Here is a 23762-nt window from a genome sequence, read left to right on the forward strand (position 1 = left end):
AGGTCTCGTCGGTCACTGGGACTATCCGTATCTTCGGATCATAAGGATTGAGAAGAATCCTGGAAAGTGTGAAGATCGACTCATAGAGGAGGAGGGTGAGGAGAAAGAGGAACACGAATAGATAGAGCTGGCCCTGAACTCCAAGAAGGTTGAGGACAAAGATCGCCCCCACCAAGAGAGCACCATAGGGGCTCACCCGGATTACCACAGTGACGGCTGCCTCGTAGATCCTTGCCCTGCCTGTCCGCTCCTTACCCGCCAAGAGCTTCTTTGAAAGGGCAGAGGTGAACCGTCTGACCAGCAGGATGATGAGAAGGGCCAACGCGATCCCGGCGCCAAGGACGACGATCGTCTCGTAGAGTACCGCCCTGTTCTCCTCTGCTGAGAGATAAGCCATGGCGCGTTCCACCCCCTGGGGCATCCGGCGGGCGAGATCGAAGAGACCGTGGAAAAAACGGGAGGCCTCACGGGTCATCTGACCGTATTCCATGATAACCGTCTCGACGATGTTGGAGGCCTTCCTCTCGCGGGTCTGCTCTTCTGCCTGGATCTTTTGAGACTCTGCCAGGATCTTCAACTGCTTGATCAGGGCTTCCCGCTTCTCCCGTGTCTCAAGGGTCTCTATAAGGGCCTTCAGGTTCTCCGGGGAGATCTGGAGGCCCTCTGCTGTCTGCTGTTGCGAATTGCCATGAGTGGTCGTGGCAATCAGAAGAATTAGGGTCAAAAGGAGCGTTTTGAACCCTGAGGGGCAACCCATTCTCATCCACATCGTGTCAACCTCCTGATTCTTGATTGATCGTGCAGAGATAGATGGTATCTTCTGGCTCTCATTTTGGCAACCGCAGACTGCAAGAGACGCCTCCGGCCGGCAGACCGGCGATAGAGGCCATGGTTCCAGTTTCCCGGGTTTCGGGGAACACCCTTGCCCCCGAACGACATTGCAGAAGCGGTGGGCCAGCCATAAAGACCTTGACATACGACTAACTTACGCATATAATCGTAAGTATGAAGATTCCTTACCTTACTCCCAGACAGAGATCCATTGTACGGTTTATCCAGGAGTATTCAGATCTCCACGGGCGAGCTCCCACACAACGGGAGATTGCAGAACACCTGGGCCTTTCATCCTTAGGGACCGTACAGAGCCATATCATGGCGCTCTCCAGAAAAGGCATCCTCCTTAAGGAATGGAACCAGAACCGCTCCCTCCGCCTTGTCCATCCCTTTCCCCTGGAGCCCGGAGGCGCAGTGGAACTCCGCCTGGCCGGCCAGGTGGCGGCGGGCAAACCCATCGAAGCGATCCTCGATTATGAGACGGTGAAAGTTCCGGAGGAACTCCTGGGGCGGGGCGAGAATTTCGCACTCCGGGTGAAGGGGGACTCCATGATCGGCGACGGGATCTGCGACGGCGACGTGATCATTGTCCGCCGTAGTGAAGACGCCGAGAATGGTCAGACCGTCGTAGCCCTCATCGACGAGCATGAGGCCACGGTCAAAAGGTTTCGCCGCAACGGAGACGGCACGGTCACCCTGAGCCCGACCAATCCGGCCTATGAGGAGATGGTGTGCGAAGAGAGCCGGGTTGCCATTCAGGGGATCGTGGTCGGCCTTCTTAGAAAGTATCCGTGAGAAACCGTTCAATCGCTTCGCTCGTCTTCAAACGACTGAAGGGAACGGATAGGATGCCATGAACCGCCGTCTCCTCCATATCTCTGTACCTGAATTCCCCGTGGCAGTCGAAAGGGTGGCCGACCCTTCCCTCAGAAACCGCCCGGTGGCGGTTGCCACATCACTCTGTTCTGACGGACGGATCATCGCCTCCTCTCGCGAGGCCGGCAGTGAAAGCGTCTTTCCCTCTCTTGCCGTCGGGCAAGCCATGAGGCGGTGCCGGAACCTGGTGGTTCTCCCCTACAACGGCCCTCTTTACCAGACCGCCTATCATGCCATGCTCCGGGAATGCAGGACTTTCTCCCCTCTTATTGAGCCGTACCGCCATGGTCATGCCTATCTCGACATCAGCGGTATGGGAAGGCTGATGGGCCGGAGCCTCGATATAGCCCTCCATCTCTGCAGAGAGATCCGGCAAAAACTCGGGATTCCCGCACGATCCGGAATCGGAAGCAGCAAACTCATCAGTCGGGTGGCTGATACGGCCGCCGAGTCAGAACCGGTCTTTGAAGTTTTGGAGGGCTCTGAAAGACTCTTTCTCGAACCCCTGAGTGTTCGGGTGCTGACGGGATTTGCCGGGGAGATCACACGACAGCTCCTGGAGTTGAACCTCCACCTCGTGAGAGACGTGGCGGCCATTCCAGTGGAGCAGATGGTCTCGGTCTTCGGCAATTTCGGATACGTTCTCTTCCACCGGGCCCGCGGGGTGGACCCCTCGCCTCTGGTCCTCCCGGAACAGCCCCGAAGGCTGGAGGAGCGGATCCACCTCGCCCATGTGACCAACGACCTGGCCGTGTTGACCAGGGAAGTGATCCGAAGCGCGGACCGGCTCCTGGCAAAGCTCAGAGAACTCGACTACTTTGCTCGAAGGGCGGAACTCTCCATAACCTACGCTGACAGAAAACGGACGAAAAGATCGATCCCCCTCGACCGGGCCGCCTATGCCCCCTTTGCCTTCATCCCTACCTTCACCCGCCTGACACGAGAGGCCTGCACCCGCCGCGTCCACGTAGAGGAGATGACCCTCTGCCTCCGCGGGTGGAGCACGGCCCAGTCCCAGATGGATCTTTTCGATGCTCCTCCGACCGGAGCTCCCCTGACAAAGGCCATCGACCGAATCCGGAAGAGATTCTCCTTTGACAGTGTGCTCTATGGGGCAGAGATAGCATGAAGGCAGGAATCAGGAATCAGAAGTGAGAATGAAAAGACAGGCAGCAGGAACCTTTGCTTTGATTTTCTAAGGTCATTATGTTATTAGGTAAACGAAAAGATTCAAAGAAGTTAAAGGGAGCAAAGAAAATGGCAGGACAGGCCTTGAGGATAGAAAACACAAACCATCCTTTTGTAGTGAAGAACAAAGAGATATGCGGTGGGAGCCCTATCATCGAAGGGACTAGGACCCGTGTAATCGACATAGCGATCGAATATGAAATGCTTGGACACTCACCCGACGAAATCATCAGGTCACACCCCCACCTCAATCTCCCCCAAGTCCATGACGCCCTTTCCTTTTATTACGAGAACAGGGATGAACTGGATCAAAAGGCTGAGCAGGACCAGGAGTTTATCGCTCGGCTGAAGGAGAAAATCTCTTCAAAAATCTCATAGGGCCATGGGTAAGATCAGGATCTATACGGAGGAAAGCGTCGATGTGGCCATTGCGGAGGGCTTGGAAAGAAGGGGAGTGGATGCCTTTTCCGCCAGGGATACGCACAACCTGGGAATGACAGATGAAGAACAATTGATCTATGCCGACAATGAAAAGGCGGCCATTTTCACCCACGATACTGATTTTCTTCGGATTGCGGCAAGATGGATGGAGGAAGGGAGGAGTCATCACGGGATCATTTACTGTCACCAGAAGAGCTATTCCATCGGTGAATGCATCCGAAAAATAAGGGTGCTAACATCTGTGCTCACTGCGGAAGACATAGCCAACCATATAGAGTTTTTGTGAGATGGCTTGAAGTAATTTATTTCAATATCCAAATCATATCGATGGAGATAGGATAATGCCTCAAGTTTTGAACATTACAAATTTATTGGTAAAGGGAGGGGCATTTCAGGAATACTGAGGGAGTGAAGAGTAAAACTCAGACATCAACCAACCCGGCCAATATCGCTGAGGGATTCAGAAAAACGGGTAAATCCGACAAATACCGTTTCCTGAATATCGCTCACGGCTCTCTGGAGGAATGCCGCTATTATTTGATCCTTGCAAAAGACCTCGGATACCTGGTTACCGATCAGTTGATGACCCAGTTGGAAGAGGTAAGCAAGCTGCTTAACGCCTATTCCAAATCTATCCTGACTTCTGACTCCTGATTTCTGACTCCTGACTCCTGGTGTTTTGTGATCCATCTCCACGTTCATACCTACTACAGCTTTCACGAGGGGGCCTCCTCCCCTGAGGAGCTCTTCGAGGCGGCCCGAAAGCGAGGCATCGACACCCTTGCCGTTACCGATACCAATGGCCTCTACGGCCTTATGCACCAGCGAAAGGCTGCCGAACACTACGGGGTTCGGCTCCTCGTGGGGGCACTTCTCAATGACCTGCCAGGTCATTCGGCTCTCATCCTGCCCAGGACACGCACGGGCTACAGCGCCCTTTGCCGTCTTATCACCAGGCGCCACATGGATCCCCACTTCTCCCTTCTTGAGGCTCTCCAGGAAGAGGATCTGGCAGAGCTCTTTATCATCTCCCCGGATCTGGGGCTTCTCTCCGGGCTTCCCCGGGAAAAAACCCTCTTTTTTGAACTCCGTCCGGGCTTGATCGACAGGTACCGGGCCGCCCTGGAGCTTGGGATTCCCGCCGTGGTGACCAACGCCGTCTACTTTGCCCGTCCCACAGACTTTGACAGGCAGCGGTTGCTCCGGGTGATCGGCCTCAACAGCACCTTCGGCCGGCTCACACCCGATCTTCATGCCCGAAGCGACCAGTGGCTCAAACCCCCGGAGACCATGGAAAGGGAGTTTGCCTGGGCGCCCGAGGCTCTTAAGAACTCTCACAGGATTGCAAAGGGGATCGAGGACTTTTGGGACCTTGGTTCCTGGATCGTCTCCCGGGATGCAATGGAAGAGAAGGGGGATCTCTTTCTCCTCCTGAAACAGAAGTGCCTCGAAGGGGTAAGGCGCCGCTACGGGAGGATGACGCCAGAAATCAAAAGCCGCCTTGAAAAGGAGCTTGGCATCGTCGCAAGAAAGGGCTTCTCCGAATACTTCCTTATCATGGAGGACATTGCCAGGCAGAACCCCTATACCTGCGGCCGGGGTTCTTCTGCGGCAAGCATCATCTCCTATCTTCTGGGGATCACCCAGGTCGACCCAATACGGTATGATCTCTTTTTCGAACGTTTTCTCAATGAGGACAGGAAAGACCCACCCGACATCGATATCGACTTTCCCTGGGACGAAAGAGAGGAGGTTCTAAAGTATGCCTTCAGAAAGTACGGTTCTGAGCGGACCGCCATGGTCTCGACCCATGTCACCTATCAGGTTCGGGGGGCCCTAAGAGAGGTGGCCAAGGTCTACGGGTTCTCCGATTCAGACATCGGGCTTATCACCAAGAAGATCGGGTTTTCTCTCTTCTACGGACCAGAGGCCACCATCGAGGAACAGATCCGGGACAATCCCCGCTTCCGGGGAATCGATATTGATGACGACTGGAAGAGGATCATCCGCCAGGCCCAGTCAATTGTCGGCTATCCACGGCACCTCTCGGTCCACTGTGGGGGTCTGGTCATTGTTCCCAGTGGGGTGGCCCACTATGTGCCCATGGAGATCTCCCGCGACGGCCGCCAGGTGATCCAGTGGGACAAGGACGCGGCCGAAGAGGCAGGCCTTGTCAAGATGGACATCCTGGGCAACCGGTCCCTGGCCGTGATCCGGGACGGCCTCGAGGCCGTAAAGGAGAACTACGGTATCGAGATCCCCTACCACAGGTTTTCTCCCCTTGATGACCCGGGCGCCAAAGAGATCATGCGTACGGGCCAGACCATGGGGGTCTTCTACGTGGAGTCCCCGGCCATGAGAAACCTTCAGAAAAAGGCCCGCGTGGGGGACTTCGACCATCTGGTCATCCATTCCTCTATCATCCGGCCCGCAGCAAACCGGTTCATCACCGAGTACATAGAAAGGCTCCACGGAAAACCCTACAAGCCCTTTCATCCCGCGGTCCGGGATCTCTTGAAAGAGACCTACGGCATCATGGTCTATCAGGAGGATGTCTCCCGGGTGGCCATGGCCCTTGCCGGCTTCAGCCCTGAGGAGGCCGATGACCTTCGCAAGGTCCTGACCAAGAAGCGTGACTGGGGAAGGTTTGCCGCCTACAAGAGGATCTTTGAGGAGCGAGCCCAGAGGCGGGGGGTCACCCGGAAGACCCTCGATGAGATCTGGGAGATGACGGAATCCTTCAGGGGGTATTCTTTCTGCAAGCCCCATTCGGCCTCCTTTGCCATGGTCTCCTACAAATCGGCCTATCTCAAGGCCCACTATCCAGCAGAATTCATGGCATCGGTCATCAGCAACCAGGGGGGCTTCTATACCACCTTTGCCTACATCTCAGAGGCAAAGCGCATGGGGATCAGTGTACTTCTTCCGGATATCAACAGGAGCCTCTTCCACTACCGGGCCGAAGGGGAGGGGCGCAGTCCAAGCTACAGGGCCATCAGGGTGGGGTTCATGCAGATCAAGGGGCTGAGCAGCAAAACCACCCGAGCTATCCTGGAAGAGCGAGGCCGGCAAGGACCCTTCAGGTCTCTCCAGGATCTGCTCGAACGGGTTTCTATCCCTGAGGCAGACGGGATCCTGCTTGTAAAGTCAGGTGCCCTCGACTCTCTTGAGCCCGAAATGAGCCGATCCCAGATCATGTGGATCTTTCTTGCCCACACGAGAAGCCACTCCACGGTGGTCCAGAAAAGGGGCACGACAGGGCACCTGTTTGCCTTTCACGGCACGGACTACCCGGTGCCTCCTCTCAAAGCCTATGACCGTCAGACAGAACTCCGCCACGAGGCAGAGACCCTGGGGTTTCTCATCAGCACCCATCCCCTGACCCTTTACAGGGAGAGGCTCAAAGGGCTCGACTACATCCAGGCAAAGGACATGAAAAAACACATAGGACGGGAGGTCACCATGGTGGGCTGGTGCATAACGAGCAGAACCGTTATCACCAGCAAGGACGAGCTCATGGAGTTTGTCTCCTTTGAGGATACAACCGCCATCTTTGAGACCAACATCTTCCCCCGGGCCTTCCGCCGCTATGCCCACCTGATCGACCTCAACGAGCCCTTTGTGCTCAAGGGGCGCATTACAGACGACCACGGCTGCGTGACCCTAAACGTCGGTCATGTGGATACGCGGCTTTTCTATAAAATCCCAAAAACCGAGAAACCAGGGGCTTTGCCTGCCGGCCATCCTGATTTGTCATTCTGAGCCTGGCGAACAGCCTCTTATCCTTGCTCTTTCCGCCAGTCCCATGGGCCGCGCTGAAGCGCACCAATTGATGCCTCCGGAGATGACTCGTCGCCAATGCTCCATCGTTACGTATCCAGTTAGATTACTCAGATTCTCAGATCCCATCTTCTGAGGATAACCTCTACAAAGACCCCGAATACCCTATGAATGCCCATAGGTCGTGACTTCAAACCAGAGGGCTCCCACACTTCGTTTACCCAATTCAGGAACCCCAACACAATCCCATCACCCACCAGGCCATCAGCCTCTATGCACTCGAGGTTTGCGTATTGCTACCAATGACCGCTATCCGCCAGATATCGTAGCATTCACTTCCTTGACTGCACAGGCCCATCCTGTGCTACGCTCATCCCATCAGAGGACGAGTTCTTATCACTTGCCAAAAGGGTGATCCTGAACGGCAAACAAACCCGTCACGGGGGATACCCTTTACAAGATCGCCAAGACTTACGGCGTCACGGTGGATGAGTTGTGCCGCCTCAACAATATCACCAAAGACCAGACGATTTACCCGGGCCAGAAAATCCTGGTTGCTCGCGGGGGCTGACTGGTCGTGTTCTTAGGGTCGGCCAACTCATCGGTTTGCAAAGACACGGTTTTCACGTCGCCGCTGCCCTCATGGGGGAACGGAGGTAAGGAGGCAGCATACGCTGGTCAAAGGTGGGCGATCCACTTACGGTATTGAAGGGTTGAACAGCCCGCCTTCTCCTCCAATACGCGATGAATCGGGTAACTACAAGCAGGACGTGAGGCGGTTTGTCAGGACCATCAAAGAACTGGAACAAGAGGGCATCAGGGCCATCGTCGCGTCCTGTGGCTTTTTTGCCCTTCTCCAGAAGGTGGCGGTCACTGAGGTGAGAGTCCCCGTCTTTACCTCTCCCTTGATGCTCATCCCACTGCTCCATCGCATGATCTGCCCAGACCAAAGCATAGGCGTAATCACTGCTTCTGCCAAGAAGCTCACCAGAGCGTATCTGGAGGCTGCCGGTGTGGATGAATCCATTCCTATCGCGGTTGCAGGCCTGGATGATTCAAAAGAATTCAATGAGGTCCTCATGCCAGGTAGAAGAGATGTCCTGGATACGGACATCCTGAGAAACGACGTTGTAACCGCGGCCAGAGGTCCCGCCGAGCGTCACCCGGACATAGGAGTCGTTCTTCTGGAGTGCAGTGACCTGCCCCCCTGTGCTTTGGTATCCAAAACGCTGTGGAGTTACCCGTATCCGACTCTATCTGTTTTTATCAATGCCATCCACCAGGCCCTGGTTCAAAAAAGATACACGGGAATCATGTAACAAGGGCCGTACAAATGGACCAGACAGAGAATAGACCGAGGTTTAGAATACTCCGGAGGGATCAGATAGACCTCTTTCCCCCCTTACACCCTCCGGACCAATTTCAGAGGCCCCTGCTACATGGGCAACAGGATTCCACACCACTTCGGGCTCGCCACCGACAGGCTACCAAGGACTGGGGCGATTCTATCGTTTCATCGGCCGATTACGAATCCCTGCAATCCCACGAATTCCTTCGGCTCCGGCCTCTTGTATGCCTTGATCTTGGACAGCCTGATCTTGTAGTCGAAGGCTGCCTCTGCTACCTTCACGGCACAAACGACACCGTCCAAAACCGGGACTCCTAACTCCTCCTCCATCGGCTTGTCCAGACCGGCCATCCCCGCACAGCCAAGGCATATCACTTCTGCACCATCTTCCATGACTGCAGCCCGACCCGCTTCGGTCAGAATTTTGAGGGCAACGCTCGGGTCCTTTTCTATGTCAAGAACCGCAAGACTTGTGGTCCTTATCGATGCGCACTTGGCCTCAAGCCCGACCCGTCTCACCAGATCCTCGAAAATCGGTCGTGCCCTCTCAAGAACGGTAACGATCGAAAATCTATGGCCGAAAAGACATGCCATATGCATCGACACCTCTGCGATTCCATACACCGGGATCTCGGAAATCTCTCTCGAACTCTGCAGATGAGGATCGCCGTAGCAGGCGATGATTATGGCATCAAAACATCTCTCGTTTGCTTCGATCACTTTTTCCAGCACTCCCTGGGCGACCAAATCCTCTTCATAGTAAGACTCTATAGAGCGCGGCCCCTCCCTCGGGCAGACCGTCTCTATCGAGGTATCGGCTCTCGCATACTTCTTGGCGATCTCGTCGATCCCTTTTGTCATCTCCACAGAGGTATTGGGGTTTATGATCAGTATTTTCATGGTACACCTCGTGTTTGTAACTCCACACCCGATCGAACATTCTCGACGGCAAGCTCTGTTGCCTTCCCCTGCTCGATCCTTGGACAGGCCACGTGTCAGGCAGCCAGTTCCACCACCGCATCCAGAAGAACATCTGCTCCCGCTTTTATATCTTCCAATTCAGTCCATTCTTCCGGACAATGCGAACGGCCGTCTTTGCTCGGCACGAAAATCATCCCTATATCCGTCACGGGGGCCAGCTTGCACGAGTCGTGAAGCGCCCCGCTCATCATTCTCAAGGGCTTCATTCCGCGTTTCTCCGCACACCGGAAGATCAAGTCCGCCAGGTATGTCGGAATCTCTACCGGGGGTATGCTGAAGCGCTCGGACATCTCCAGGCCGAGTCCTCTTTCTCGGCAGATTCCCTCAGCGACTTGGTCTATTTTGGCGACCATCTTTTCCAGGTTGGAAGCCTTGGAATCTCTCAGGTCAAACACCATCTCGACACGCCCTGGTATGACATTGCCCACCCCAGGTTCCACCTTTATGTACCCGCAAGTGCCCACGGTATGCGGTCCCATCTGATTGGCAGCAATATCCTCCAATGCTCCTATGATTCTGGCGGCCCCCTGGAGAGCATCCCTTCTGTATGCCATAGGGGTTCCACCGGCATGGTCGGCTTTACCCGTAATGACAAGATCGCACCACTTTGCCCCGGCGATGGACTCGACGACCCCAATCGACAAACCCCGGCGATCCAGGATAACGCTCTGTTCGATATGGACTTCGAGCATCGCTTTCACATTCTCCGATACCAACTGGGATTCATCTTCCACCACGATTCCGGCAGATTCCATTGCCTCTTGATACGTCACGCCTTCGCTGTCTCGAGTCTTGTAGAGTTTTTCGAGTTCCATGGAGCCGGCCCATGTTGAACTCGCAGCCATACCAAACCTAAAACGCACCCCTTCTTCCTCTGGGAAGACTACGACATCGATGGGGCAGGTGTGGGACACCTCGTTTTCAACAACGACCCTGGCAACCTCGAGGGCCGACAGGGTTCCGACCTGGCCGTCAAACGGGCCCCCGTTCAGGACCGTGTCTATATGTGAACCGCTCATTACCGCCGGTTTGGCAGGATCACTCCCATTGATCCTACCCCTGATACAGCCGGCCCTGCAAATGGTTACCTCTGCCCCGATCTTCTCGAGCTGAGCGATCACGTAGTTATATGCCTTCATGTATTCCGGGCTGAAGGTGAGACGCGTGATACCTTTGCCTGGAGTCATGTTGAAAGAGTTCAAGGTGTCGAGATCCTTCTTGATACGATCGATATTGACTTCCATGCCCAACCCCTAACGCTTCTTCGATGCTAATTCCCTCGTATCTGAGCCTGACTGTGAACAGGCACACTCCAACCACCACTCCCACCTGGAACCGGGTAGCAGACAGAGGGACCTCGCTTCCAGGCAGAACAACACCTCCCTCTTACACGTGGCCGCCTGTGATCTCCGGCTGGGGATAGACTTTCACAATCCAAAATTTCATCAGGAAATAGTATGCGATGCCGGATGCGAACATTCCCACGATATACATATAGTCCCACACCGGTATGCAGACTGCTATCGCTATGGCGTAAGAAATCAGAGCCGCCGGATTCCAGTTCTTCCAATACCTGTACTGCCCGTTTGGCGTGTACAACTCGTTGATGTTTATCCTCCTTCTCCTCAAAATGTAGTAGTCGCATATTATGATACCCGCCACCGGAGCGAGCGCGCCCCCGATCACTCCGAGGGCCGTTATTATCTGGGGCGCGGCTTTCCATGGCTGCATGGCCACGCCTATCACGCCTGCGATTATGACTCCCATGCCGAAAGTGATCTTGGACGGCCAGGTGTTGCTGATCACATAAGCCGGGGGAAACAGATTGGCGGAGTCGTTGGTGGACCATGTAGCCAGGAACACGAAGAGGAGGCATAGAATGAGCATTACCGGGCTCTCCGGCCCGATGACCTTCGTCATAATCACGATGGGATTCCAATCCCCGATCACCACCATGGAGATCATTCCCAGAATACCGAAAAACATCGAGGCTGGGACAAGACCAATCCACTGAGCCGCCATGTATTTCCTGGTTGATTTCCACCAACTCCTTGTTTCCTCGGCAGTTACTTCGCACTCCCTCGTGATATCCTGAATACTCACGGCAAGAGTGGCCCAGCCACCTACCAAGACCATTATTCCCAGGGGAAGAGAAATCCCACCGCCTTTTCCTCCCATAGCCATCAATCCCCAGAATGATTTGTCTGAACGCGACAGGAGAAGGACCAGGAGGTAGATCCCCACCCCAATAAGGATAGGGGTTGCAACATAGCTGATCCTCAAGACCGGCCGTATTCCGAAGTAGGTATGGACGATCTGAATCGCGGCAAATATTATGATGTAGAGCAAAAGGTTCGACCAGCCGAACAACATGTTGGTTACAGCCGCGATCGCCATCGCGCCGATCCACGTTTGAAAACCGAACCAAAACATGGCCGGAATAGCCCTGAGATAAGCCGGTATCTGGGTACCCATATATCCGAAGGACGTTCGCATGGCAACGGCGAAGGGAATGCCGTATTTTATTCCCAGGTCTTGCGTAAACCACATGACGACGGCTACCAGGCTGTACGACAGCAGTAAAGCCAGCAGGATCTGCCATCCGCTGAGCGACGGGTACATCTGCGCGGTGCTCATAAACAAGGCGAGTTGGACAGACATCGCGAACCAGATCACGGTAAGGCCGCCGAAACCCACCGTTCTGTCACTGTACCTGCGAGGGAGAACACTGACACCACTGAGGTCGAGGTGGGAACCTTTCGCTTTTTGCTGATCAATGGTCACCTCGAGTTCCGCCTGTTCAACTTTTTCTAAGCCTTCCATATCAGAGCCCTCTCTTTCGTGTTTTTGCATCCAAGGTCAGAAACGTTTACGGCCTGACAAACCTGCCGTAACCCGGGTCTCCCGTTACTTCTCCCTCTTCGGCTACGATTCTGCCCCGCACCATGGTCAGAACGGGCATCCCTTTGATCTCAAGACCGTCGAAAGGAGAATGTTTATGCAACGAGTGGAATTTCTGGGCGTCGATAACCCCTTTCTTCTTCATATCTACGATGACAAGATCCGCGTCGGATCCGACTTGAATTGTCCCTTTTTGCGGGTAGATCCCGAAGAGCTTTGCCGGATTTTCGCAGACCAAGGAAACCAGGTTCTGGATTGAAATCCTCCCCTTGTTGACTCCCTCGCTCAACAGGACCGGGAGGAACGATTCCAGGGCGATAGCCCCGTTACCGGCCTGCCATATGTCGGCCCACCCTCTCTCCTTGTTTTCCTTTGGGTGCGGCCCATGGTCCGAACCCAGAGCTTCGACCTGCCCCTTAGCCACCTGTTCCCATAGCTTTTCCGTTTCTTCCCTGGACCTGACAGGAGGTGCAAATTTCAGGTACGGTCCCAGCCGGTCCCCGTCTTCTTGGCACAACGCCAGGTAATGAGGGCCGGTCTCACAGGTTATCTCCTGTCCCCCTTCCCTCCTCCTGTAGATGATCTCCACACCCTGAGGACAACTGACATGGACTATATGGAGCCGGCATCTCGCCTCTTCGGCCAACATCGCAGCCCGTGAAATCGCCTCTACTTCTTCCAGAACAGGGCACGCCTCGAAGAAAGCATGTATGTCCTTTCTGCCTTCTGTCCTGAGTTTGTTCATCAGATGATTGATTATCACCTCGTTTTCCGCATGAACCGTCGCCACAGACCCACAATCGGCTATCTTCCTAAAGGCGTCCAGCAACATGCCGTCATCCAGAACCTCGAAAACGCCCGGAACGGATCCGGCCATCATCGCCTTGAAACCGATGGCGCCCGCATCAACCATCTTAGGAATCTCATCGAGGTTTCCCGGAACAGCTCCACCCCAGAAAGCAAAATCGACGATGAATTTCTTGTCAGCTACATTTCTCTTTTCTTGGAATGCCTCCAGACTCGTCGTTGCAGGTATGCACAGCGGCATTTCACAGACGGTCGTTACGCCACCGGCTGCTGCTGCCATCGATCCGGTAATAAAATTCTCGTTTGTCTCTGCCATTCCCATATCCAGGGTATGGACATGCTCATCGATAATTCCTGGCAGTATGTAACGTCCCTCTGCATCCAGTGTATTTCGAGCTTTGGGTAGACTCCGATCATCTGCAATCGCGACAAATTTGCCGTTCTCGATGGCTATTCCTGCTTCAACGATAGCACTGGGCGTCACTATCTTGCCGTTTATGATTCTTGTCTCTACTTGCATGGAACCATTCCTTTCTCGGTGCTCTTCGGGGACGGGTCTCCCTATTCCCAAAATACAGATCGTCCTCACTGAATAGGCCTGGTCAAAGGAGACGCGGCTTGCGGCCGATTCACAGATATCGACATTTTCTTGGTAGCAAAGGGAAAGGTCTTTGTATGTCGGGAGAATTTGAAATTTTTGTGGGGAAAGTATGAAAAATCCGGCCGACCGATTCCGCCCTATTCGAGGGACGTCAAGCCGTGGCGAAGCGCAAATTTCACCAGATTGGGGACATCGGAAATTTCCAGCTTCCGCATCATTCGGCTACGGTAAGTTTCCACCGTCTTTTGCGAGATATACAGAATGCCTGCAATTTCAGCGCTGGTTTTGCCTTCCACAACCAGTTGCAGGATCTCTCGTTCTCTCAGACTGAGTTTTTCCACGGGAGCCTCAGATCGGGCCGGTCCTCTTTCGTCAAGACACGTGCCGACCAGATTTTCCATAATCTGCTGGCACAGATAGCGCCGCCCCAAACCGACAGTACGAACAGAATGAACCAATTCCTTACCGGCGGCCTCCTTCACGATATATCCTCTCGCGCCCGCCTTAAGAGCCCGCAGTATGTGCTCTGAAGTCGAGTGCATTGAAAGGACCACCACGGCACATGAAGGGCATGACTCCAGAACCCTTTCTATAGCATCTATGCCGTTCAACTCAGGCATTTCGATATCCATGATAACCACGTCGGGGCAGACCTTCCTTACCTGGGCGACTACCTCCCTACCGCTACCGGCTTCTCCAACTACCCTGATATCGTCTTCCATTTCCAAGAGAAGCCGTATGCCGTTCCGGACTATGGTGTGATCGTCAGCCAGAAGAACCTTGATAGCCATCTTCCGAACCTCATGGAAATCTGCGGCAGAATTCCTGATAATACGCGTGCTCCCTTCCGGCCAGCGATGTTCTGGACTCGACCAGGACACCCGGCTCCCCGGAAGAGCTCACAATCCGGATCTGTCCATCCGTCGTTTTCCTTATCTCGTTATGACTACAGTAACTTCGGTACCTTTACCGACCTCTGATCCCACGAAAAGTTCAGCGCCGACCGCTGCTGCACGTTCCCTCATTGTTATCAGCCCCCACCCTGTCGTACCTTTTGGCATCTGCAGACTTCTTGCGTCGAATCCCATGCCATCATCTCTTACGGTCAAGACAACCTGATCAGGGGTACTTTCGAACAGTATTTCCACATGTTCCGCCTCAGCGTGCTTAGCCACGTTGTTAAGGGCCTCTTGAGCAATCCTCAGCAGAACCATCTCCAACGAGATCGGTAGGCGGGGTTCGATTTCATTGACCCGAGTGTCCAGCTTCAACCCAGTCCGCTCAGAGAATTTCTCACCGAACCAGCTGAGTGCCGCCGACAATCCATAATCATCCAGCACAGGTGGTCGCAGCTCACACATTACCTCCCTTATATGCTTTGTTGTCTCCTCGACCAGCCTGACGGAATCGTCGATTCGCGACGATATCTCTTTTCGATACTCCCGCGGCAACTGGCTCCCAATAAGGTTGAGATTGATGCTCAGTGCCGTCAGGCGCTGCCCCACCTGATCATGTAGTTCTCTGGCCAACTCGCGCCTTTGTTTCTCTTCGACTTCCTGAATGCGCTTTGCCATGGACCGTATCTGCTCTCGTTGTTTGACGACGGATTGAAACAATCTGACATTGTGGATCCCGATTGCCATGGAATTGGCGAATTCACAGGCTATCTCGATCTGCTCATCCCCCAGTTCCGGCAACAGTCCCGAACTCAAATATAGAGTTCCGATCAGATCATCCTGAACGAGCAACGGTACCCTGATACAGGCAGGCAAGCCAGCAGATCTGAAAAACTCTTCGATCACGGGAGGCTCTACCAAGGGCTGATACTGCTCGAACGAAACGATCTCCGCCGTTTTGAGCCTGCCGGCAGACTCCGGGGCTTGGAGTCGCATCGTAAATCCGGCTTTCATTCGGCCCTTACAGCCAGAACTCGTGGCAAGCACTTCCGCCCGTTCTCTTTCGAAATCGAGTTCCACGACCACGCCCAACAAAGCGGGGATCAGCCCACTGATACTCTCTAGCCCCGCTTCGGCGATGACCCGAGGTGACCGGGCAGCGAGAATAGCTTTGTGAAAGTGCTGGAGATTCTTGAGCCTCTCAGCATACTTTCTTAGCCGTGCCTCGGCTCTTTTCCCGGCGGTCAGATCTATCCCTGAGCTGAGAACCGCCCTGATATTACCATTCTCGTCTCTCAGCAATGTATTATGCCAGCCGATTATCCTCTCATCCCCCTTGGCGGTCACCACGGGATTGATGTGGAATTCGATCGGTTTTATCTGTCCGGATATCAGTTCATGGAAGTACCGGACCAGCTTGGATCTGATTCTCTCAGGGACAAAGGTCTCGGTCCACTCCTTGCCGATGATATCGCTTTCTCTGCACTCCAGGACCTCACAGCATTTCCTGTTTGCAAAGGTGACTTTCCTGTCAAGGTCTACGATCTTGACCATGATACCCATCAAGTCGAAATACTCCCTCGCCAAGGCTGTATTCTCAACCAGATGGATAGTAGAGTGGCTGTTGCCCAAATCCAAACTCACCCCTTCACCTATGCATTTTCTCAAGCGACCCCCTTATCTCGACCCCAGGCCGGAAGACCCGAGCAAGAGAGCCCCGGATAACCCCAAAAACACCCCTTGAAGAAGATTCCCCGCCGCCCGAGAGTAGCTCAACCCCCGCATTCTCTTTATGGTTCCCGTTACAAACCATCTCTTCGATGTCAACATATGGCGCACGTATTACTCTGTCAAGGCTTTCAAATATGGAAGCGGCATGAAGGCGGGATGTCCGGCTTCCGCATTCTCTGTTCTCCGACTTCCGTACTGTCTCGGCCGGGCAGTGAGCCATAAGCCTCGCGCCCGACTGTGCCCGGGCACCGGTGGGGCATTGGCCGTAGGCATGATGCACGGGATCATCAACGAGGGTTTTACGATAAGGCCTTCGTGGAGAACCGGACGACCGGGTTCGAGAAGAAAGAACCAGCTTTGCATGGGACGGGATATTTCTGTTGACGGACAACTCCTTTTTTCCTATATTCATCCCACCACAAAGCAGGCTCATGTGCTGGACTCGAAAGACCGCTTCTGAAACAACCCGGTACAGGGTCAAAAAGAAAAGAAAGTCACGGCAACGACAGCTTCAAGCTCGATGTTCACCTTTTCTGCAGGGGAAGGAAATGATCGAATCCCATCCGGCGGCCCTGGGCAATAGGATCGTGGCAAAAGCCCGGCAGCTCGGGGCTACCCTCGCAGGGATCGCCGCTGCTTCTGACCTCGCGAAGGCACCTTCCTATGAACTTGCCGGTAGGGACGCCCGGCTGATCGAGGGCCGATCGCTGGTGGTTTTGGCTCTTGTCCATCACGAGTCCGAACCGGAGCTGGACTGGTGGGAGGCGAACACGACCAGCCCCGGCGACCTGAGGCTGGAACAGGTGGGGAAACAGCTTGTGGAATGGCTGAAACAGGAGCACCGGATTCACGGGCAGTTACTTCCCTACCGCGTGGAGAAGGGCGGCGTTTTCCTGAAAGACGCCGCCGTGCTTGCCGGAATCGGGATCGTAGGCCGTAACAACCTGTTGATCACACCGGAATTCGGGCCGCGGGTACGCATGCGCGCCCTGCTGGTGGATGCCCGGATACACAGGCTTCCGCGCGAGGATTTCGATCCCTGTTCAGGCTGTGATATGCCTTGCCGCCGGGCCTGTCCCCGGGACGCCTTTGAGCCTGGCTTCTACCTGCGGGTGCGTTGTCAGGGCCAGATGCAGGCGGACATAGCCACGGCCAGCGGGCCCATACGATACTGCCGCCTGTGCGAGTTGGCCTGCAATATGGGGACGGAACGCGTGTTTTGAACCGACTCATCGGGGGGTCACGGACAGCTCGTGATTCTCATGACCAGGGCAATCGCATCGACTCTACTCTCGGCTCGGTGCGCCGGGCAGGGTCGGGAGACAGCCGGTTCCCAACAGCCCGGCATTGTAAAATCATTACCTAGTGTGCTATGAATCAGGTAGGCAGGAAAGCAGGAAATAAGTACCCAAGCGCGACTTTGTGATGTATCGGGGAAAAGGAGGCGCCTGATGAGACCCGTCGTGATTTCCCTGTCTCTGCCCTTGTTTCTCCTCCTTTGGTCGGTCAGTCTGTTCTGCCAAGAGGCCGTTCCCCTCGGCCTGCCGCCCGTGCCCGTTCCGGAGGACAATCCACAAAGTGCGGAAAAAGTCGTGTTAGGGGAAAAGCTGTTCAAGGACAGACGGTTCAGCGCGGACGGAACGATCAGCTGCGCCCATTGCCACAACCCCGCAAAAGCCTTCACCGACGGTCTGCCCGTGGCAGAGGGCATCGGAAGGCTCAAAGGAACTCGCAATTCGCCCACGGTAGTCAACTCGGCCTATTATACGAGTCTCTTCTGGGACGGCCGGCGTCCGAGTCTGGAAGAGCAGGCCAAAGACCCCTTTGTAAACTCCGTGGAGCATGGTCTCGGCGGGGCCCAAGATTTCCACCGGTTTGTTGTTAAGATCATCCAGCAGGATCAGGACTATCTCGACCGCTTCAAGGCGGTCTTCGATGTCGAAGCCGAACAGATCACCATCGACCACGTGGTAAAGGCGATTGCCAGCTTTGAGCGGACCCTCATCTCAGGTGACTCCCCCTTTGACCGCTACATGTACGGAGAGGATAAGAGCGCCCTGTCCGAGTCTGCGAAAAGAGGTCTGGAACTTTACAAAGGAAAGGCTCGCTGTCAGGAATGCCACACTATCAGCGCGAACTATGCCCTGTTCACCGATAACAAATTCCATAACCTTGGGGTAGGATTCAGGAAGATCAGGCCCAGGCTCCGGGAGATCGTCAGAGAATTCAGGATGGCCAAACACAAGGGCGGGGAGCTGGATGAATCCATCCTCACCAAGGCAGAGATCTCTGAGCTTGGCCGTTTCGTGGTCACTCTTAAGACATCCGATATAGGCGCGTTCAAGACCCCCACCCTGCGAAACATCGCCGTAACAGGGCCCTATATGCACGACGGGAGCCTGGAGAGCCTCGAAGAAGTGATGGCGCTTTACAACAAGGGCGGAGAGAAGAATCCTTTTTTGGGAAGCGTCAGGGTTCTCAACCTGACAGAAGAGGAGATCAGGGATATCATTGAATTCCTGAAATCCCTGACCAGCCCGGAATACGTGCATCTAATGGAGACCGAGGGGGTGGTCAAGGATAGCCCTTGAGCAAGGAGGGAATCATGGAAAAAGAGAACTCGGTGAGCCGACGCTCCTTTTTGAGAATGGCCTTGGCCTTCACGGGTGCCTCCATGTTGCCCCTCAAGGCCGTCGAGGTCTGCTGGGGCAAAGGGGGGGAAACATTTACCTTCGGTGTCATTTCCGATTCCCATCTTACCCATGTGAGGGGAACCGAATTTGTGACCAACTTCGACAGGGGACTGCGCCAGGCAGTGGCCGAGGTAGGGCTGATGTGGCCTGAGCCTGACTTCATAGTGTTCGGGGGAGACCTGGCCCAGCTCGGCAAGAAAGAGGAGATCGATCACGGGCTCGAAATCCTATCCAGGATCGATGTGCCCATCAGATTCGTAATCGGCGAACACGACTACTACCTGGACCTGGGCAAGTACTGGCAGGAAAAGGTAAGCAAGCTCCATTACAGTTTCGATCACAAGGGGGTCCACTTCGTCACCCTGAACAGCATTCTCACCTTCGAAGACTGGATAAGGCGCTGGTCCACTCCGGAAGAACGTATGAGACAGATGGCACGGCTGGACAATCCACAGGGTTCACCGTTCATGGTGGGGCTCGAACAGATCAACTGGCTTAGAGACGACCTCTCCAAGGTTGACCACGACAGACCGGTGATAGTTCTCTCTCACTCGCCCCTTTACAAGATATTCAAGCCATGGAACTTTTGGACCGAGGATGCGGAGATCGTCCAGAGCCTCCTGAGACCTTTCAAGAACGTGACGGTCCTGCACGGCCATGTACACCAGATTCTCTACAACCAGATCGGAAACATAGGTTTTCAGGCCTGGATGTCGACGGCGTGGCCGTGGCCCTATCCTCTCGCATACACCCAGAAACCGAACATGATCCCAAAGATGACCGTTTTCATGAATCGGGCAGACCCTTTCCACGAGAGAGACGCGACCGGGTGGTCCCAGGTTACGGTCGATGGTGGCAATGTGTCCCAGCACTATGAACTGTGGGAGAACACCTCAAGGACGGTCCGTTTCGATGAAAGACTCGGGCACCCTGTGGATGTCGAGTATCAGGATCCCCAAAGGCGGATCCCCCCCCAGACCCATTACTAAAGGAGGGTTCTCATGGGCCGGAAGGTTATCTTCCCGGTAGTGTCGGCAATCATCCTGGCAGTGGGCATGATCCCAGCCTTGAGGGCCGACGAATTCACGGAGAAAGATCTGAAGAAATGGAAGGGCGCTTTCATGCAGGTGGTCTCGGAAGGGGAAAGGCTCTTCCACAGCGCCATCGGAAGCAACAGCGTCTCCTGTGACATGTGCCACCCCAATGCCGCCAATACCCATCCCGAGACCTACCCCAAGTTTCAGAAGCAGCTGGGCGCAGTGGCGACCTTGCGGGACATGATCAACTGGTGTATTCAAAACCCCCTGGAGGGTGAACCTCTGCCCCTCTATGATCCCAGGATGATCGCCCTGGAGGCTTATATCACCTGGGAGAGACGGGGGGTACCCCTCGACCCTGGAAAGCACTAGCCAGACACCAGACCTTTCAGGGACTACTAATCGAGAGCGGCCTCTTCGACCTCGACCCCGACCTCTCGGAGAGCCTGGAAAAAACGAGCGAGCTCTTCTTCGTGGACGGGAATCCCCTTCTTTGACCGTTCTTCCTCTTCCATGGCCTCGAGCTCCCCGGGAAAGTAGACCCTCTGGAACCCTTTCATTGGGGGGCATGTAACGCAATCGTCGATCAACCTGTCTACTTTCCCTTTGAAGGTTTCAGTGCCGGCGAAGCAACCCGGATCGAGGACAAACATGAAGAACGAAGCCCCGTAGGGCGTTGTCAGATCCTCCAGGGGAGGAACCTCCTTTCCGCAGAAGAACCCCGTGAGAGCCCCGGTGAGGAGATCCACCACCAGGCCGAGGCCGTATCCCTTGTGGCCGGCCATGGGAAGCAAGAAACCCTCCCGTGCCATTTGGGGGTCGGTCGTCGGGTTTCCTTGCCGGTCGACGGCCCACCCCTGGGGGATTCCCTCCCCTCTCTTGAGATAGTCGTTGATCTTGCCTGCCGAAGAAGCGCTTGTCGCCATGTCGACAACCAGGGGCGGGTACTTTCCGGTTGGAAAGGCGAAACTCATCGGGTTGGTCCCATGAACCCCCTCACGCCCTCCGTAACCGGTATTGACCTAGCCGGTCCGACCTCAATCCATATCCAGGCATTCACGAGTTTTGTGTTGACAAAGGGATACCCGCAGCTTATAAGAGAACAGGTGGTATGACTTATACTTACAGTCGTCACAGCCCCAATTCAAGCGGGGACAGGCCATTCGACCCTGACCTTGTGTGGGTCCTCTGCCCAAAGAAGACGCGGTGACTGCTTAGCCCTTTGGCGACGGGACGGGCCAGGCGTCCGTGAAAAAGACGCGATGGACTGTGTCCGAAAGGCGAGGAGTTTAGTCTCTAACAGGAGGTAGGCGAACTCATGGGAAAGCCGATCGAGGGAATCATCACGGCCGTCGTCACACCTTTCGATGAGAACGAAAACGTCGATGAGGCGGCCTTCAGGAAGATAATCAACTACCTTATCGAAAGCGGAGTGAATGGACTCTTTCCCGCGGGGAGCCAGGGTGAGTTCTTTGCCCTGACCGACGAAGAGAAGAAGAGATTGATCGACGTCGCCGTGGAAGAGGCCGGGGGGAGAGTATTTGTCATGCCCAACACGGGGGCAATCACCACGAGAGAATCCATCGCGCTCACCCAGTACGCGGAAAAGGCCGGCGCAGATTGTGTCTCCATAATTACCCCCTTCTTCATTCATCCGAATCAGGAGGAGCTTCGTGAGCATTTCAGAGCGATCTGCCAATCGGTCGAGATCCCCGTCCTGTGCTACAACAACCCGGGCAGGACAGGGGGCGTGAGCTTGACCCCCGAAACCCTCGCGAGCCTGGCAGGGGAACTGCCAAACTTTGCAGGAATCAAAGACAGCTCCGGAGATCTCACGCAGGTGGCCGAGATGATCCGTCTTTGCCCTCCGGATTTCAGGGTGATCATGGGAAGGGATACCCTCATATACGGCGGCCTTATGTATGGGGCGGCAGGGGCGATTGCCGCAACCTCCAACGTGGCACCCAGGCTGGTTGTGGGAATCTATCAGGCCTTCAAAGCAGGTGATCATGAAAAGGCGAAAGATTACCAGCGTCAACTGGCCCCCCTCAGGATGGCCTTCGGCTTGGGGTCGTTCCCTGTAGTGATCAAGGAGGCCTTGACCATGATAGGGCTCCCTGCAGGGCGCTGCAGAAGACCTATTCAACCGTTGAGTGATCAAAACAGGAGGCAGCTCCACGACATCCTTCTAGAGATGGGGATTGTCTCCGGATAGAACAAGGACCGGGATTCATGAACAGGTCTTCTCAAACCATCAACCGCTTCAACCCGATTAAGAAGAGAAAGATCTACGATGAGGTTTACGACCAGCTCATCTCGCTCATCAGCACTGGAGGACTGAAACCAGGGGAGCAGCTACCTTCTAGAACGACTATTGGCAAAAGAACTGAAGGTGAGCAGGCAATCGATCAGGGAGGCCGTGAAAAAGGCGGAAGCCCAGGGGCTGATTTCGGTCCGCCAGGGTGAGGGAGCCGTTGTTCTCCCAGCGGTTTCCGATTGGATGGAAGGCCTGAAGGCTCGCACAATACCCTGATGGTCCACATGATGACCTCGATAAACCGGTAAGTCCACACCGGACTGATCGATCAGGCTGAAAAAGGTGAGGAACTACCCTATGGATTCCCGGTTCAAGGTGCTTCTCTATGAGCCCATGCATGCCGAGGGGACAAGGCTCTTGGAGGAGAAATGCCGTGTTGTCTACGCGGACTCCTTTGACGAGGAAGCCCTGATAAGACAGGCCAGCGACGTAGACGGCATCGTCATCCGGGCAAATGGATCGGTGTCACGCCCTGTTATCGAGTCGGCCCCGCGGCTCAAGGTGATCGGGAGACACGGAGTGGGGCTGGAGAACATCGACCTGAAAGCGGCCCGGGAACGTGGGATCACGGTGGTATATACACCAGATGCCAATACCGAGAGTGTGGCCGAACACTTCGTGGCCCTGGCGCTCATGCTTGCCAAGAAGATGGTCCTTGCGGACAGGGCTCTCCGAGCAGGAACATGGCAGGCCAGGTATGAACTCATAGGAGAGGAGCTCAGGGGTAAGACCCTGGGCGTCATGGGATTCGGGAGAATCGGCCAACAGACAGCGCGCATCTGTCGTTACGGTTTCGGCATGGCCGTGCTCTACCATGATCTGGTCCGCTATCCGAGAGTGGAAAAAGAACTCGGTGCAAAGCCCTTGGATCCGGAAACCCTTTTCGCGGAGGCGGATTTCGTCTCGATCAACCTTCCCCTTCTGGACCAAACCAGGGGACTCGTCGATGCTCACCTCCTCAGGCGTATGAAGCCTACAGCCTTCCTGATCAACATGGCCAGAGGGCCGGTCTGGAAGGAGTCGGACGTAGTGAGAGCCCTCGAAGAACATTGGATCGCCGGTGCTGGATCAGACGTATACGAAGTGGAACCCGCTCCTGCTGACAACCCCTTGTTCGCTCAGGACAGCTTCGTGGGGACCCCACACATGGCCGCCCACACGGAAGAAGGCATGATCCGGATGAGCATGGTGGCCCGGGATATCATCGCGGTTTTGGAGGGCCGTGCCCCTGAATTCCCTGTACCTCTCGAAGCCCTGAAATAGGCTGAGCCGTGCCGCCCGGCAGAGAAGACCAAAGGTTTCAGATCAGCCGTCTCCCCCGGCAATGAAAG

General features: G+C 55.0%; 23 protein-coding genes. 15 read left to right on the plus strand and 8 right to left on the minus strand.

The window, feature by feature from the left end; all coding sequences use genetic code 11:
- A partial coding sequence (locus tag JRJ26_14405) for a hypothetical protein (GenBank protein ID MBW2058683.1) occupies nucleotides 1–769 on the minus strand: 769 nt, incomplete at its 3' end.
- Nucleotides 770–1005: 236 nt separating this feature from the next.
- Here JRJ26_14405 and lexA point away from each other — a divergent pair.
- From lexA to JRJ26_14445, 8 genes are all read left to right on the plus strand, one after another.
- Nucleotides 1006–1629, plus strand: a complete 624-nt coding sequence (gene lexA, locus JRJ26_14410) for a transcriptional repressor LexA (GenBank protein ID MBW2058684.1) — start codon at nucleotides 1006–1008, stop codon at nucleotides 1627–1629.
- 58 nt (nucleotides 1630–1687) lie between these two features.
- Entirely contained in the window at nucleotides 1688–2839 is a 1152-nt protein-coding gene (locus tag JRJ26_14415; GenBank protein ID MBW2058685.1) for a hypothetical protein, read from the plus strand.
- A gap of 128 nt (nucleotides 2840–2967) precedes the next feature.
- Nucleotides 2968–3276 carry a DUF433 domain-containing protein gene (locus JRJ26_14420; GenBank protein ID MBW2058686.1) on the plus strand — a complete coding sequence of 103 codons (309 nt, stop codon included), beginning with the start codon at nucleotides 2968–2970 and terminating at the stop codon, nucleotides 3274–3276.
- Nucleotides 3277–3280: 4 nt separating this feature from the next.
- Nucleotides 3281–3625, plus strand: coding sequence for a DUF5615 family PIN-like protein (locus JRJ26_14425; GenBank protein MBW2058687.1), 345 nt, complete (start codon nucleotides 3281–3283; stop codon nucleotides 3623–3625).
- Nucleotides 3626–3747: 122 nt separating this feature from the next.
- Nucleotides 3748–3993: a four helix bundle protein gene (locus JRJ26_14430; GenBank protein ID MBW2058688.1), complete on the plus strand. Its 246-nt coding sequence runs from the start codon at nucleotides 3748–3750 to the stop codon at nucleotides 3991–3993.
- 27 nt (nucleotides 3994–4020) lie between these two features.
- Nucleotides 4021–7101, plus strand: coding sequence for a DNA polymerase III subunit alpha (locus JRJ26_14435; GenBank protein ID MBW2058689.1), 3081 nt, complete (start codon nucleotides 4021–4023; stop codon nucleotides 7099–7101).
- Between the two features lie 478 nt (nucleotides 7102–7579).
- On the plus strand, nucleotides 7580–7690 hold the full coding sequence (locus JRJ26_14440) for a LysM peptidoglycan-binding domain-containing protein (GenBank protein ID MBW2058690.1): 111 nt from the start codon (nucleotides 7580–7582) through the stop codon (nucleotides 7688–7690).
- A gap of 142 nt (nucleotides 7691–7832) precedes the next feature.
- The gene (locus JRJ26_14445) at nucleotides 7833–8438 is read left to right on the plus strand and encodes a hypothetical protein (GenBank protein MBW2058691.1); all 606 of its coding nucleotides are present in this window, start codon (nucleotides 7833–7835) and stop codon (nucleotides 8436–8438) included.
- Between the two features lie 194 nt (nucleotides 8439–8632).
- On the opposite strand, the gene JRJ26_14450 is transcribed toward JRJ26_14445, so the two are convergent.
- The 6 genes from JRJ26_14450 to JRJ26_14475 all read right to left on the minus strand — a co-directional run bounded on the left by JRJ26_14450 (nucleotide 8633) and on the right by JRJ26_14475 (nucleotide 16321).
- Complete coding sequence (locus JRJ26_14450) at nucleotides 8633–9367, minus strand: aspartate/glutamate racemase family protein (GenBank protein MBW2058692.1); 735 nt, start codon at nucleotides 9365–9367, stop codon at nucleotides 8633–8635.
- A gap of 95 nt (nucleotides 9368–9462) precedes the next feature.
- Entirely contained in the window at nucleotides 9463–10692 is a 1230-nt protein-coding gene (locus JRJ26_14455; GenBank protein MBW2058693.1) for a Zn-dependent hydrolase, read from the minus strand.
- A gap of 142 nt (nucleotides 10693–10834) precedes the next feature.
- Nucleotides 10835–12271, minus strand: coding sequence for a cytosine permease (locus tag JRJ26_14460; protein MBW2058694.1), 1437 nt, complete (start codon nucleotides 12269–12271; stop codon nucleotides 10835–10837).
- Nucleotides 12272–12317: 46 nt separating this feature from the next.
- Nucleotides 12318–13676, minus strand: coding sequence for an allantoinase AllB (gene allB, locus JRJ26_14465; GenBank protein MBW2058695.1), 1359 nt, complete (start codon nucleotides 13674–13676; stop codon nucleotides 12318–12320).
- Nucleotides 13677–13894: 218 nt separating this feature from the next.
- Nucleotides 13895–14548, minus strand: coding sequence for a response regulator transcription factor (locus JRJ26_14470; GenBank protein MBW2058696.1), 654 nt, complete (start codon nucleotides 14546–14548; stop codon nucleotides 13895–13897).
- Nucleotides 14549–14689: 141 nt separating this feature from the next.
- Nucleotides 14690–16321 carry a PAS domain S-box protein gene (locus tag JRJ26_14475; protein MBW2058697.1) on the minus strand — a complete coding sequence of 544 codons (1632 nt, stop codon included), beginning with the start codon at nucleotides 16319–16321 and terminating at the stop codon, nucleotides 14690–14692.
- A 611-nt stretch (nucleotides 16322–16932) separates the two neighbouring features.
- On the opposite strand from JRJ26_14475, the gene JRJ26_14480 reads away from it, so the two are divergent.
- From JRJ26_14480 to JRJ26_14495, 4 genes are all read left to right on the plus strand, one after another.
- Nucleotides 16933–17607: a hypothetical protein gene (locus JRJ26_14480; GenBank protein MBW2058698.1), complete on the plus strand. Its 675-nt coding sequence runs from the start codon at nucleotides 16933–16935 to the stop codon at nucleotides 17605–17607.
- Nucleotides 17608–17835: 228 nt separating this feature from the next.
- Complete coding sequence (locus JRJ26_14485; GenBank protein MBW2058699.1) at nucleotides 17836–18975, plus strand: c-type cytochrome; 1140 nt, start codon at nucleotides 17836–17838, stop codon at nucleotides 18973–18975.
- Between the two features lie 14 nt (nucleotides 18976–18989).
- Nucleotides 18990–20066, plus strand: a complete 1077-nt coding sequence (locus JRJ26_14490) for a metallophosphoesterase (protein ID MBW2058700.1) — start codon at nucleotides 18990–18992, stop codon at nucleotides 20064–20066.
- Between the two features lie 12 nt (nucleotides 20067–20078).
- Nucleotides 20079–20486, plus strand: a complete 408-nt coding sequence (locus JRJ26_14495; protein ID MBW2058701.1) for a cytochrome C — start codon at nucleotides 20079–20081, stop codon at nucleotides 20484–20486.
- Between the two features lie 26 nt (nucleotides 20487–20512).
- Here the strand turns inward: JRJ26_14495 and JRJ26_14500 are convergent, their stop codons facing one another.
- Nucleotides 20513–21088, minus strand: a complete 576-nt coding sequence (locus tag JRJ26_14500; GenBank protein ID MBW2058702.1) for an Ldh family oxidoreductase — start codon at nucleotides 21086–21088, stop codon at nucleotides 20513–20515.
- A 344-nt stretch (nucleotides 21089–21432) separates the two neighbouring features.
- On the opposite strand from JRJ26_14500, the gene dapA reads away from it, so the two are divergent.
- The 3 genes from dapA (at nucleotide 21433) to JRJ26_14515 (ending at nucleotide 23694) form a co-directional block, all read left to right on the plus strand.
- Nucleotides 21433–22329, plus strand: a complete 897-nt coding sequence (gene dapA / locus JRJ26_14505) for a 4-hydroxy-tetrahydrodipicolinate synthase (protein ID MBW2058703.1) — start codon at nucleotides 21433–21435, stop codon at nucleotides 22327–22329.
- 159 nt (nucleotides 22330–22488) lie between these two features.
- On the plus strand, nucleotides 22489–22647 hold the full coding sequence (locus JRJ26_14510) for a GntR family transcriptional regulator (GenBank protein MBW2058704.1): 159 nt from the start codon (nucleotides 22489–22491) through the stop codon (nucleotides 22645–22647).
- 81 nt (nucleotides 22648–22728) lie between these two features.
- Nucleotides 22729–23694 carry a hydroxyacid dehydrogenase gene (locus tag JRJ26_14515; protein ID MBW2058705.1) on the plus strand — a complete coding sequence of 322 codons (966 nt, stop codon included), beginning with the start codon at nucleotides 22729–22731 and terminating at the stop codon, nucleotides 23692–23694.
- The last annotated feature ends 68 nt before the right edge of the window (nucleotides 23695–23762 follow it).

Source organism: Deltaproteobacteria bacterium (assembly GCA_019308905.1).
Lineage (GTDB): Bacteria > Desulfobacterota > BSN033 > WVXP01 > WVXP01 > JAFDHF01.